This is a genomic window from Psychrobacter sp. TB67 (genome assembly GCF_000511065.1).
Classification (GTDB): Bacteria; Pseudomonadota; Gammaproteobacteria; order Pseudomonadales; family Moraxellaceae; genus Psychrobacter; species Psychrobacter okhotskensis.
Map to the genome: position 1 here is coordinate 82,584 of NZ_AYYA01000054.1, position 13,366 is coordinate 95,949.

Annotated in this window: 11 protein-coding genes and 1 tRNA gene; 7 read left to right on the forward strand and 5 right to left on the reverse strand. The window is 44.8% G+C overall.

Going from position 1 to position 13,366, the window contains the following annotated elements:
- The first annotated feature begins 1 nt into the window (after position 1).
- The 3 genes from folC to W293_RS0109260 all read left to right on the forward strand — a co-directional run bounded on the left by folC (position 2) and on the right by W293_RS0109260 (position 3,802).
- Complete coding sequence (gene folC, locus W293_RS0109250) at positions 2–1,357, forward strand: bifunctional tetrahydrofolate synthase/dihydrofolate synthase (RefSeq protein ID WP_025652171.1); 1,356 nt, start codon at positions 2–4, stop codon at positions 1,355–1,357.
- 400 nt (positions 1,358–1,757) lie between these two features.
- The gene (locus W293_RS0109255) at positions 1,758–2,969 is read left to right on the forward strand and encodes an SPOR and LysM peptidoglycan-binding domain-containing protein (RefSeq protein ID WP_025652172.1); all 1,212 of its coding nucleotides are present in this window, start codon (positions 1,758–1,760) and stop codon (positions 2,967–2,969) included.
- 302 nt (positions 2,970–3,271) lie between these two features.
- The gene (locus W293_RS0109260) at positions 3,272–3,802 is read left to right on the forward strand and encodes a DUF2726 domain-containing protein (RefSeq protein WP_025652173.1); all 531 of its coding nucleotides are present in this window, start codon (positions 3,272–3,274) and stop codon (positions 3,800–3,802) included.
- A 36-nt stretch (positions 3,803–3,838) separates the two neighbouring features.
- On the opposite strand, the gene W293_RS16350 is transcribed toward W293_RS0109260, so the two are convergent.
- Complete coding sequence (locus W293_RS16350) at positions 3,839–4,789, reverse strand: DUF1853 family protein (protein ID WP_037025346.1); 951 nt, start codon at positions 4,787–4,789, stop codon at positions 3,839–3,841.
- Positions 4,790–5,283: 494 nt separating this feature from the next.
- Here W293_RS16350 and W293_RS0109275 point away from each other — a divergent pair, with 494 nt between their 5' ends.
- Complete coding sequence (locus W293_RS0109275) at positions 5,284–5,724, forward strand: hypothetical protein (protein WP_025652175.1); 441 nt, start codon at positions 5,284–5,286, stop codon at positions 5,722–5,724.
- A 340-nt stretch (positions 5,725–6,064) separates the two neighbouring features.
- Here the strand turns inward: W293_RS0109275 and W293_RS0109280 are convergent.
- The 4 genes from W293_RS0109280 to gatC all read right to left on the reverse strand — a co-directional run bounded on the left by W293_RS0109280 (position 6,065) and on the right by gatC (position 9,663).
- A tRNA-Pro gene (locus tag W293_RS0109280) sits at positions 6,065–6,141 on the reverse strand.
- A gap of 108 nt (positions 6,142–6,249) precedes the next feature.
- Positions 6,250–7,782, reverse strand: a complete 1,533-nt coding sequence (gene gatB, locus W293_RS0109285) for an Asp-tRNA(Asn)/Glu-tRNA(Gln) amidotransferase subunit GatB (RefSeq protein ID WP_025652176.1) — start codon at positions 7,780–7,782, stop codon at positions 6,250–6,252.
- The gene (gatA, locus tag W293_RS0109290; RefSeq protein WP_025652177.1) at positions 7,782–9,278 is read right to left on the reverse strand and encodes an Asp-tRNA(Asn)/Glu-tRNA(Gln) amidotransferase subunit GatA; all 1,497 of its coding nucleotides are present in this window, start codon (positions 9,276–9,278) and stop codon (positions 7,782–7,784) included. Before gatA ends, gatB begins: the two co-directional genes overlap by 1 nt.
- Before the next feature lie 70 nt (positions 9,279–9,348).
- Complete coding sequence (gene gatC, locus W293_RS0109295) at positions 9,349–9,663, reverse strand: Asp-tRNA(Asn)/Glu-tRNA(Gln) amidotransferase subunit GatC (RefSeq protein ID WP_025652178.1); 315 nt, start codon at positions 9,661–9,663, stop codon at positions 9,349–9,351.
- An 831-nt stretch (positions 9,664–10,494) separates the two neighbouring features.
- Here gatC and W293_RS0109300 point away from each other — a divergent pair.
- From W293_RS0109300 to mreD, 3 genes are all read left to right on the forward strand, one after another.
- Complete coding sequence (locus tag W293_RS0109300; protein WP_084212307.1) at positions 10,495–11,523, forward strand: rod shape-determining protein; 1,029 nt, start codon at positions 10,495–10,497, stop codon at positions 11,521–11,523.
- A gap of 271 nt (positions 11,524–11,794) precedes the next feature.
- Positions 11,795–12,661 (forward strand): rod shape-determining protein MreC, encoded by an 867-nt coding sequence (gene mreC / locus W293_RS0109305; RefSeq protein WP_025652180.1) that lies wholly within the window; start codon positions 11,795–11,797, stop codon positions 12,659–12,661.
- Positions 12,662–12,802: 141 nt separating this feature from the next.
- Positions 12,803–13,288: a rod shape-determining protein MreD gene (mreD, locus tag W293_RS0109315; protein ID WP_025652181.1), complete on the forward strand. Its 486-nt coding sequence runs from the start codon at positions 12,803–12,805 to the stop codon at positions 13,286–13,288.
- The last annotated feature ends 78 nt before the right edge of the window (positions 13,289–13,366 follow it).

Genomic DNA, 13,366 nt, shown 5'->3' on the forward strand with positions numbered 1-13,366 from the left:
CATGTCTGATTCTCTAGCCCCTAATCCTGATAGCCCTAATGACAAAGCCAGCCTAACGGAATGGCTAGATTATATGCATCAGATACACGTCTCGGCGATAGATATGGGTTTATCACGAGTATTGCCAGTCGCTGAAGCATTGGGTGTGGTAAAGTCCGCGCAGGATGATGCTTATGTATTTACTGTGGCAGGTACCAACGGTAAAGGCTCAACGACGGCAGTGATTGCACAGATGTGCCAAGCAGCGGGTTACAAGACAGCTCTCTATCAATCACCGCATCTGAGTGCTTTTAACGAGCGGGTACGTATCAATGGCGAAATGGTCAGCGATGAGATACTAATCAACGCTTTTTGCAAAGTAGAAGCGGCGCGATTACAGTGCGCTTTGACGTTGTCGTTTTTTGAGATGACCACATTGGCTGCATTATTGATATTTGCCGAAGCCGACTGTGATGTATGGGTGCTAGAAGTGGGACTCGGTGGTCGCTTAGATGTCGTCAATATTATTGACCCTGATATGGCAGTCATTACCAATATTGGCATCGATCATGTCGATTGGCTTGGTGACAATGTCGAAGATATTGGCCGCGAAAAAGCAGGTATCTTACGCAATGATATGCCTCTGATTTACGGCGCTACCGACATGCCAACCAGTGTGCAGCAGGCTATCGATAAGAATCAGGCGACTTGTTATCAAGTTGGCAAAGACTTCCATTATCGCGAGATCGATGCAATTACTTGGCAATATAGTAATGCTGCTGTTACTCTACAGTTGCCACGACCAGCACTGTCACTAACCAATACTGCCAATGCCTTATCAGCAGTGCTGGCCAGTTCATTGGCTGTCGATATCGCTGCTATTGAGCAGGCGCTACAGACCGTTAAGCTTGCAGGGCGCTTTGACTATCGAGAGTTAGAGAATCGTCACTGGTTGTTTGATGTGGCACATAATGAGCAAGGCGTTGAGTTTTTATTAGCGCAATTACTACCGCTCTGGCAGCAACATGTGGCGAAGCAAAATAGTGATGAACAAACCAATAGCGCACCTGCAACTATCAAAATGCTCTTTTCTATGCTGGCGGATAAAGATATCGACAAGGTCGTTCAACGTTTGACCGAATCAGGCTTGCCGATTAGCGACTGGTTCATCGCTGAGATTGACTATCCGCGTGCGGCGAGTACTGAGCAGCTGCAACGTATCTTGAGCAACTATGTGGATAGTGCGCAAATACATGAATTTAAACGTTTATCAGAAGCGACCGATGCCGTTATAAATGGCAGTCAGGCGCAAGACCTCATTGTCGTTTGTGGTTCGTTCCATACCATTGGTGAGGTATTGGCAGCGTTTGAAGAATGAGAAATTAAGTGAAAATATGACCAGTTTAATGTTAGGGTCTATTGAACATTCAAGTATTAGGACTGCCAGTGCCACATTTGAATGTTCAATAGACCCTTATCTTAACAGCAGCGTGAGAGCAGACAGCATGAAAAATATACTTTATAATCAAAGAGCTTTTGCAAACAAATAGATTTATTATAAGATGCTTTATAAAAGGTATTTTCATAAAAAAGCGTTTTCATAAAAACGTGCTGTTATAAATATGACATAATCTTTGAGAGATGATGGCAGTAACGGGCGGCAGCGGCTAATTATCAAAACCACTTATCAAAACCACTGGTAGGATATTAGCCGATAGGGTTTTAACAATAACCGTGCCGACCAATCAACCTTATTACCAACTAAGAGACGTAAACGGATGAACTTTTCGAGACAAGCCTTATTGGGCATTGGGATGATTATCGGCGGTAGCGTAATGCTATATGCCATGGTGCAACAAATTGGTGACGGTAATAAACCTGAGCCCGTGACCGCGATGGTCGATAAGCCCAGCGCCGAGCAAGCGGCACCGCAGCCACTCACCACTGACATCGACACTGAAAAACGTATCCTAGCGCAAAAGCAAAAAGAACGGGCGGCGCGGGTAGCTGAGCAAGAAAAGCGGGCGCAGCAGTTTTTGACGGAGCAAGAGACTGCGGAGGCGCAAGCCTTGGCAAAATCGCGGGCGGAAAATCAGCAGTATATAGCCAATAGCGCGCCTGCTGCCGAAGATGACAACAGTTCAGCAGCTGCTCAAAATGTGGTTCAACCCTCAAGCGCACAGCCTAGTACCAATAATGAAGCAACTGTCGCTACGAGCGACAATGACAAGCAACAGGCCGCTCAAGCCCAGCAACAAGAAGCCAAAAGACAGGCCGCGCTAAAAGAACAAGCCGCTGCCAAAAAAGAAGCGGAAGCAAAGCGACAGGCTGAAGCCAAACGCCAAGCGGAAGCAAAAAAGCAAGCTGAGGCTCAGACTATGGCTGAGAAAAAGAAACAAGCGGTTGAACAAGCAGCAGAAGCTGCCAAGAATGAACCACCAAAATCGCCTTCTGACTATCAAGTAAAAAGAGGTGATGGGTTGATAAAACTGGCGCGGCAATACAACATGCCTGTAGAAGTCTTAGCACAAGCGAATAATCTTTCGCCATCGACATCGTTACAACTGGGTCAGAGTATTACTATTCCATCGCGTAAGCAGGTAGATCGTTTAGCACGTGAAGCAGCAGCAGCCGAACAGGCTCGTGAAGAGAAGCGTCAAAAAGAAGAGGCGCTCGCCAAGAAGTCGACTGATGCCAAACGTGAAGCGCAGCAGAAACTCAGTGAAGCCCGTAAAGAAGTCAAAGAGACAGACGCTAAAGGTAGCTTTGGGGTACAAGTTGCCCTGGCGAATGACCAAGCCAAAGCCGATGAATTGGCCAAAAAATTCAAGTCAGCAGGCTATCAAGTGAAGACTAGCGCTACCAGTCGTGGCGTCCGAGTCGTCGTCGGTCCTGAACGTGGTAAAGTCGCTGCCTTGGCACTAAAAGACAAAATCAATAGTGATCCCAAGGTAAATACGACGAGCGCTTGGGTACTTTACTGGCGTTAAAATACTAGCGTCCATCTTGCTGTAACTGATCATTATTGCTCAATAATCAACACTCTCTTAATTAGGTTCTTTTTCGTTCTAGCTAATTTTATTCAAACACGACATCTATTGTCGTGTTTTTTGTTTTAGTGTTTGCCCATTGAGGTAGGCTTAGCTACCATGCATACCGTTTATTATTTCTTTCTGTATAACCTGTCAACCTATAAGGGTTGCCCTGTTGTGATAGGCAAATACTGATTTCCTAAAGCTCATAATAGTCACGCTATACCGCCTCTCACGCTCCTACTGTATAAGGTAAAACCATGTCATTTGGCGTTATATTTTTAATGTTGGCCGTTGGATTCTTAGGGCTGATTACGTTACCAAAGCTGTTAGCAAGACGTGAAAGCGCCGAGCCTGATCCAAAGCCAGTACGCGGCGATGAGCTGGCTATTTGGCCATTTGCCCCAATGCCCATTATGACCGATACCGAGGTAATATTTTTTAATAAGTTAAAAAATGCGCTACCAGAATATCATATCTTTGTGCAAGTTCAGCTGTCACGCATCATTGAAGCCAATAGTGATGAGACCTCTGAGCGTAGCTTTTGGTTCAATCGTATTTGCCGTCAAAGTGTGGATTATGTGATCGTTGATGTTGATGCCCAGACCACATTGCTGGCAATCGAGCTGGATGATTGGACGCATAGTAGTAAGGCACGGCAAAAGGCGGACGATAAAAAGGACAAAGCTTTAGCCAGTGCTGGCATTGCTATCGTGCGCTTTCACGCTGAGCGTATGCCCAGTGCCGATATGCTCAGATATGAGCTGATGCAGGTGCTTGAGACTTATTGAGCGTTAGTAGATAAAACCTTTACGAGAAATGCTTAATCAGTCGCTTTTCTCATCATGCTGTTTCGGGTAAATGACGATGGGTCTATCACCTTCAAAGTATAATCCTGTTTTTAAGATACCGTTTTCAGAATGAATAAGTGCCGACGGACGTCCATCATAAAAGTCGCGTTTGCTAAACCATTCAATATAATGAGCAGCGCGCAACTCTCTGATATCAAGCGTCGCGAGAGTGCTCGTGTCGTACTTATCGCACCATTCGTGCATGGGAAAGCTTGGTGCTAGCCAAGATGGATAGACGAAATTAGTGATGTTCTTTGGTAAAAAGAACCGTCCTTTTATAATACCATAACGCTTATCAATTTTGACTTGCCCATGATTTTCGGTATCTACCCATACGGTGCGAAACTGCTTGGTTTGCATATGGGTCATTTTGCGCTGCAAATTGTCATTGGAGTTAATCCCTACCCAATTCTCCGGCTCAAATGGCGCTGATCCCATAAAAAACTTAATCGCCAGCTCCCAATGCTCAACCAGATTGTCTGCATGATTGTACAGAATCAAATCTAGCTCGCCAGTCGTCTGCTTACCGTTATACAGCTGCACATTACTGGCTAGCGTCTCGTAGGAATGTAAGCCGCGCTGAAAACCATCCTCTAACCAAAAAGACAATAATCCCTCAAAGTGAAAACCTAAGCGATTAGGGCTAGGCCGCTTGAGTAAATAGCGAGTCAGCACCTGATAAGCATTGGTGCTATCTAGCTCTTCCAAACGCTGCTGATACGCTGCAAACTGCATTTGCCAAAAGTGTGCGCTATGTACCGATACGGTATGTGTATTCTGATGCGGTGCAAAGTCCAGCCATTCGGTTAAGACGTTAGGGCACGCCAGCACATATGCCAAATCACGTACATAAGGCCGCTGGTACATTTCCCAAGGTGCGTTATTTGTGACATGAGTAGATAAGGGCTGGGCTATAATTTTGGACATATGATAAGTCATCATAACGGTGTAGCATTTACCCTAGCTGCTCGCTTGCCAAAAGTCTATAGATGACAAGTATCGGTTAGGGTAGTGCTTGATTGTGCTATTACTAAAGCATGATATTCATCATATAAAAATTAAGTTGAATAGCGCTTCTCAATAATGCCTTACTATTAAAACTAAGATGATAACCTATGATAAATAACCATCTATACCATACTTCATGCATGACAATTCCACTACTTGTCGCTGCCTGTGCGTCTATGTCTATGGTAATAACTTTGGCTATGATAAAAAACCCTACTTTGCCATAAGAACCTATCTTAAAAGGTATTTGACAAGCAATTAATAGTGCATGGCTCCTATCAAATTGAGAAAATAAACGGTATTTATGAAGTATCAAGTTCTGAGAAAAAAAGCAGTTATACATATGATAAAATCAAGAAACAGTTCGAATTGTTTGAAGAAATAAAGATGTTGATTATGATAGGTAGTATATTATGAACAAATGGCTAGTCGCAGTTATATCAATAGGAATAACAGTTAATGCTAATGCTGAAGTATTCAGTATGATGGATCAGTTTTTTGAAGATTTTGAGGTCGTAGATGACGACTACCATTATGTAGACTTAAACACTGCATCTATTTTTTTTGATTCAATGGATCGAGTGGCTAATGAAAAAATCAATAACGAGCAACCTGAGTTTAATCTGGGAGATAAAAATTACCTGATGAGCTGGAAAATGAACTTATATTCAAGCTCAATAGCAGTTAAGAATATGGAGCCTAGCCTTCAAGAATTAGGTGTTGATGAACTTTGTCAGAGTTTTTATAGTGCAAAATATCAAGCAGCTAATAATGTTGTGGTTAAGCTATCAAGTTATGACAATCAAGATAATCTAGTAGAAACAGTGGTTTTAAACAAAGAGGTCTGCTCGTAGTATAGCAGTATGTAGGTTTTATAAAGCGTAAAAATAATAGGGTTGGAAGGAAGTGAGATGTTTATTAATCATAAGCGGTGCCCAGATTGTGGAACTAGGCTTAGAAAGAATGATTGGCGGTGTAGAAATTGCGAGAGTCAAAGCTTAACTAATTGGTCGCTCACATTGCCAATGTGGGTAATCGGCTTGTTGATTATCGGAATAACAGCGACATTTATGATTGGTAATTTATGTAATGCCGAGCTGCTTCATCCAGTCATGAATAGCTTTGGCATACAATGTTAATTTTTGCCAAAAAAATAACTCAACGACCTAAGCCGTTGAGTTATTTAGTATTTCTTGGTCGGAACGGCAGGATTTGAACCTGCGACCACTACACCCCCAGTGTAGTGCGCTACCAGACTGCGCTACGCCCCGAATGACTGACTATTTTACGCAAAATTATGCATATTGCAAGGGCTATTTATTTTAGCCAAAATCTATAACCCTAATTTACGTATTACAGTCAGTACAGTCAATCAGCAATTAACCCAATAGCTCTTTTAGAATTTGGTTGACTTGCTGCGGATTGGCACTACCGCGACTGGCTTTCATGACTTGTCCAACCAAACCATTAAAGGCTTTTTCTTTACCGCCGCGATACTCATCTACCATCGCTGCATTCTTAGTGATGACGTCTTCAACGATGGCTTTGATAGCACCGGTATCGGTTTCTTGCTTAAGACCTTTTTCTTCAATGATTTTGTCAGCGGCATCATCAGCATCGCCACCCGCGCGCTCATAGAGCGCGCTAAAGACTTTCTTAGCCAATTTGCCAGATAGTGTATCGTCTTTGATACGCGCTAGCATACCTGCCAATTGCTTGGCGCTGATAGGAGAGTCGATGATGTCTTTGTCGTCGTCTTTATTTAGCGCACCGAGTAGGTCGCCCATGACCCAGTTACCAGCCATTTTGGCATCTTTCTCACCAATCTCAGCGACGACATCTTCGAAGTAATCGGCAAGCTGACGACTACCCGTCAAAATACGGGCATCATATTCTGATAGACCAAGCGCTTCCTCAAAGCGTGCACGACGGGCAACTGGTAGCTCCGGCATTGCCGCACGAATGTTATCGACAGTATGTTGCTCGATACGCACTGGTAGCAGGTCAGGATCAGGGAAGTAGCGATAGTCGTTGGCATCTTCTTTGGTACGCATAGTACGGGTTTCGTCGCGCTCTGGGTCATAGAGCATCGTTGCTTGCACAACTTTACCACCGTCCTCAATGATGTCGATTTGACGCTCGATTTCACGATTGATGGCGCGTTCGATAAAGCGGAACGAGTTTAAGTTTTTGAGCTCAGTACGCGTGCCCAATTCTGCACCCGGCTTACGAATAGAGACGTTACAGTCACAGCGGAATGAACCTTCTGCCATGACCGCGTCTGAGATACCGAGCCACGTGACCAGCTGGTGAATGGCTTTAATATAGGCCAGTGCTTCATGAGCCGAGCGCATATCAGGCTCAGAGACGATTTCGATTAATGGTGTACCAGCACGGTTCAAATCCACGCCCGTCATGCCATCGACGGCATCGTGTACTGACTTACCAGCGTCTTCTTCTAAATGCGCACGGGTGATGCCCATACGTTTCGGATATTCGTTTTTCTCACCTTCATTGACCACGACATCGATATAGCCTTCGCCAACGATAGGATTGGCCATTTGGGTGATTTGATAGCCTTTCGGTAAGTCAGGATAAAAGTAGTTTTTGCGGTCAAAGGTATTAAATAAACCCAGCTCAGCGTTGACGCCGATACCGAATTTTAGCGCACGATCGACCACGCCAGCATTTAGAACTGGTAGGACACCGGGCAAGCCTAAATCTACGATACTGGCTTGGCTGTTTGGCTCATGACCAAAGTCAGTCGGTGCGCTAGAAAATATCTTACTTTCCGTATTCAACTGGCAGTGAATTTCAATACCGATGACCACTTCATAACCATCGACGAACAGCTCTTTACGAACCTCATGTTCGCGGGCGGCACTATTATCAGTAGTAGTTGCTGTGTTCATTATACCGTCTCCTTCGCGATGGTAGAGTGTTGCAAATGATGGTCGGTGTGCTGCTGGAATAGATGCGCAGTGGCCAACAGCTTGCTTTCTTGCCAATACTGACCGATCAATTGTAAGCCAACAGGCAAGCCTTCAGACGTCAGACCAACAGGCTGACTGAGCGCTGGTAGACCGGCTAAGTTAACACCGATGGTATAGACATCGCCCAAATACATCGTTGCAGGGTCAAGATCTTCAGCGAGCTTATAAGCAGCGGTTGGTGCCGTTGGGCTGGCGATGACATCACAGTTGGCAAAGGCGTCTTCGAAGTCTTTGACGATTAAGCGACGTATTTTTTGTGCTTTAGTATAATAAGCATCAAAATAACCAGCAGATAGCGCGTAAGTACCGGTCAAGATACGGCGCTGTACTTCAGGGCCAAAGCCTTCAGAGCGTGAGCGCGTATACAGATCGATGAGATCGGTTGGGTTTTCACAGCGATAGCCAAAACGTACACCATCGAAGCGTGACAGGTTTGAAGAGGCTTCAGCAGGGGCGAGCATATAATAAGTCGCCAGCGTGATATCAGGGTCAGTGATATTCACTTCCACAATCGTCGCGCCCAACTCTTCATATTTCTTTAGCGCAGCACGTACGGTGGTTTCTACTTCAGCGTCAAGCCCTTTGCTAAAGTATTCTTTAGCGACACCAATGCGTAGACCAGCAAATGGCTTATCACCAGCAGCAGCTTCTGCGTCATTAAGGTCTTGCACGTAGTTCGGCATATCATGCTTGATAGAAGTTGCATCGCGTGGATCGTGACCAATCATTGGTTGTAATAGATAGGCACAATCTTTAGCGCTACGACCCATGCTACCAGCTTGGTCAAGGCTTGAAGCATAGGCAATCATACCGAAGCGCGAGACGCGACCATAAGTGGGCTTGATACCGGTTAAGCCGCAAAATGAGGCAGGTTGACGAATAGAGCCACCAGTATCACTACCGGTTGCAACTGGCACAAAACCTGCGGCGACGGCAGCAGCACTACCACCCGATGAGCCACCAGGGACATGGTTAAGGTTCCAAGGGTTGTGCACCGCGCCATAATATGAGCTCTCATTATCCGAGCCCATCGCAAACTCATCCATATTGAGCTTGCCCAAGCTAATCATCCCCGCTTTATCGATGTTTGACACGATAGTGGCGTCATAAGGTGAGACAAAGTTATGTAGCATCTTTGAACCACAAGTGGTCAGCACCCCTTGGGTACAAAAGATATCTTTGTGCGCCATCGGTACACCAAGCAGAGGACGCTTGTCGCCTTGAGCACGCATCTCGTCAGCTGCTTGCGCCTGTGCGCGGGCAGTTTCAGAAGTATTAGTGATAAAGCTGTTGATCTTGCTATCTAAGGCGTTGATGCGCTTGATATAGTGTTCGGTTAATTCCGCGCTGCTAAATTGTTTGTCTTGCAAGCCCGTAATAAGCTGCTGGGTACTCAATAGATGAAGTTCAGACATAAGGTGTCGTCCGTCAAAATGTTAATAGCATTAAATAGAATAAAATAAAGGCAGAAGTAAATAGAATAAATTATTCAATCACTTGTGGTACCAGATACAAGCCGTCTTCAACAGCGGGGGCGACCGATTGGTTGCGCGCGCGGTTGATATCGTGTTTGGCGATATCGGCACGTAAGTCTTGGCAAACTTCATGAATATTTGATAGTGGTTTGACATCAGTCGTATCAACGTTGCTAAGAGTATGCATCAGCTTTAAGACTTTACTGATTTCATCGGCATAGCTATTGGCTGTCGTCTCATCGACACCTAAGCGCGCAAGGCTGGCAACTTCTAGGATTTCTTCACGGCTGACGTTGCTGTCAGACGTTGCTGGTTGCTGTGACATAGTTTCTCCAGTGCAGGACAGTTTTTGTTATAGTCAGAGCACTTTTAAACCGCTAGGGTGTTACCCGCCCTAGATGTACTCAATGTACTATCTGCGGTCGGTCGCCTTGTAGCGATTCTAAAATTCCTTGACTATAGAGTAAATAGGTTCAAAAGTAGCGGTTAAAACGAGCGATTAATAAAGCCGCTAGTAATACCAATTATTAAAATAAAATAGCTATGAAAAGTAACGGTTATAACTAGCTACTAACATTGGTTACTGAAATTGGTTACTAAAACAAGAGTGTGATTATGAGCTTATTATAAAGCATCTGACCCAAGTTTACAGAGCTTGACGCTTGATTGCTGCACAATCTCAACCAAGTCGCGGGCATTTGTACAGACAGCATGATGATAGCCCAGACAATCATGGTAAAATTGACCGTATAGTTATGCAATCATTGGCAATCGCTCACCCGTTACAGTCAGAAATACGTTACAGTAGGCACTCGCTGCTGAGCAAAATTACTATATGCCTGTCGAGCCTTGTTATTGAATTAAATGGTGTTTCATTAAATGCACAGCTATGTGCCGCTATTTCAAACTTTGTAACAACTTTTAGCGTTTAAGACTAAAATCCTGACTTACTGATGCAAATATCTGTGTTTTTTTTGAGCTAAATCGGTATAATTTAGCTCAGTTTTGTCATTGCATCATTATTGCTTAGGTTTGACTTGTCGCGATACCTCACTTTCGCCGTAAGTAATGTCTAACGACGACCTGCTCAACACTGACGAGTAACCCCTCAGTCAATCTCATTCGCCTTATTTGTAAAGCGCTGGATATATTAGTCATGAACCTGTTTGGATTTTTATCAAATAATATCGCAATCGACCTTGGTACTGCGAACACTCTTATTTTCATTCCTGGTAAAGGCGTGGTGCTCGATGAGCCTACGGTGGTCGCGCTACGAAGCAATCGTACCCATAACCCTACCGTCGCTGCAGTTGGCCTCGATGCCAAGCAGATGCTGGGTCGTACCCCTGCCAATATCACGGCGATTCGCCCGCTAAAAGACGGCGTGATTGCTGACTTTGAAGTGACCCAAAAAATGCTTAAGCACTTTATCGGCAAGGTAAAGGCGAAGCGTTTTATGGCACAGCCTAACGTCGTGGTTTGTGTGCCTTGCAAATCAACCCTCGTTGAGCGCAAAGCCATCCGTGAAGCGGTATCATCAGCGGGCGCGAGCAAAGTGCTCTTGCTAGAAGAGCCGATGGCAGCTGCGATTGGTGCCGGCATGCCAGTGCACGAAGCGAGTGGCTCAATGGTGGTTGATATCGGTGGTGGTACGACTGAGATCGCCGTTATTGCGCTATCAGGCTGCGTTTATGCTGAGTCGATTCGTATCGGTGGCGACATATTTGATGAAGCCATTATCACTCACGTACGCCGTACGCATGGTTGTGTGATTGGTGAAACGACGGCTGAACGTATCAAGCAAGAAGTAGGCTCAGCGCTGAACGAAGACAGCCAGCTAGAAGTTGAAGTACGCGGACGTAGCATGGCAGAAGGCGTACCCAAAACCTTTACTGTCAATTCAGAAGAAGTGCAAAAAGCCCTGAGCGATCCACTAAGCGGTATCGTTAGCGCGGTAAAAGCAGCACTTGAGCAAACACCACCTGAGCTATCATCAGATATTGCTGAGCGTGGTATTGTTTTGACTGGTGGCGGTGCGCTATTGCGTGATTTAGACAAACTTATTTCAAGAGAAACTGGTTTGCCAGTGACGGTCGCTGAAGACCCATTGACTTGTGTCAGTCGTGGTGGTGGTATCGCTCTCGACTTTATCAATAATAAAAGCTTAAACATGATTTTTGTTTAAACAGTTTTTATTGTTGATGTTCGTTGTTGATTGTGTCGATATTACTTTTCACTGACTATATTGATGTTCCAATGACCATTAAAACTAGCAGTGAACAGTCGCTGCAACGATAAAAGTAAAAAACGATAAATTAAAGGTAGCCAGTTGTGCTGCCTTTAATCGCATTAATGAATGCCAGCTACAAGCATTGTCCGTAAATGCTGATAACAATGTGATTGTTATCACTAGCGCTGGCTACTGCTCACATTAGAAACCCTTAATTAGATGACTTATGACGCCAAGTATTTTTGCACGCCAGCCACTTGCACTTCGTAAGGCTGCTATTGTATTGATAGTAGCGTTAATACTGATGTGGTTCGATAGCAAAAATCCAGAATGGTTCAATCCAGTGCGCAACACCAGCCACGCCGCTATGCAGCCTATCTATGAGTTGTCCTTATTGCCCAGCTATGCCAAACATTGGGCAAGTGGCAGCTTACAATCAAAAGAAGCGCTACGCCGCGAAAACATGCAGTTAAAGTCACAATTGATCCACGCGCAAGCCAAGCTTCAGCAGCAAGACTATATCTTGGCACAAAATGCGCGCTTACAGGGTATCTTGTCGACCACCAAGCCTGAACAGTTTGAGCTAAATTTGGCACAGGTTATCGGTACCGACACCAACTTACTCCGCCAAATCGTCGTGCTTAATAAAGGTGCGCAAGATGGCGTGCAAGTCGGACAGACAGTCATCGACGAAGACGGTATATTGGGACAGATTATCAATGTCTATCCCAATACCAGTCGCTTACTGCTCATTACTGATGAGCAGCAATCGGTAGCGGTCACGGTCAAGCGTACGGGTCAGCGGGCGATTGTGACCGGTCAAGGCATACCCACCTCGTTAAGTCTTAATTATGTATTCAAAACCTCAGACGTGCGCGTGGGTGACGAGCTGGTTTCTTCAGGTCTAGGCGGGCGTATTCCAGCAGGCTATCGAGTTGGTCGTATCGCTCATATCAAAGATACCCAAGCTGATAATTTTAGAAGTATTGAAGTCACGCCAGCAGCCAACTTTATCGATAATGCGTACGTATTAGTGCTACAAGACAAACTAATAGGCAAAAACAACCTCGGTACTAATGGCAATGGCAGCTGACACTCACATCATACCTAGTGAGCCATTTATGCACTTAGCCACTTGGCCTTGCTGTACCAATAGCATCATGTATACCCATACCTTTTTAGCCCTATTCTCTGCTAAATAGCCGCCGCCAAACATTCTTAAAGGTAAGTATTCATGGCGTATTCTGACTCTAAGCACCCAATTGGGCTCTTGCTCTTTGCCATTGTTGCAAGCTTTATCGTTGCCTCATCGCTCAATGTCTATCCGTTAAGTCCTAGTATGGCTACCTTGCGTCCCATGGTAATGGTCATGGTGCTGATTTTTTGGTTGCTGTTTCAACCGCGTTACGTTGGTATCTTTACCGCGTTTACCATTGGTTTGGTCGCAGATCTCTTGATGGATACCCATTTAGGTCAGCAAGCCTTTGCGGCGGTCATGGTGGCACTGGTCATCAAAATCAGTAGTATCTATGTCAGACAATTAAATACTGTCAATGCATGGCTTATCGCCTCATTAAGCTTGCTGCTGTTTCAGCTGAGCTTGTGGATGCTACAGATGTTTATTCAAGATATCTTTGTGGCGCAGTCGGCCTTGTCTTTATTGATGAGCATAGTAAGCTGGCCGCTAGTGCTATTAGCGTTACGCAAATTTGCGCGTTAACCCATTAAGTGTCTATATCAATAATTATCGTTGAGTGCCTTTCTGGAATATCTTTATCAATAAGATAATAGCAATCAT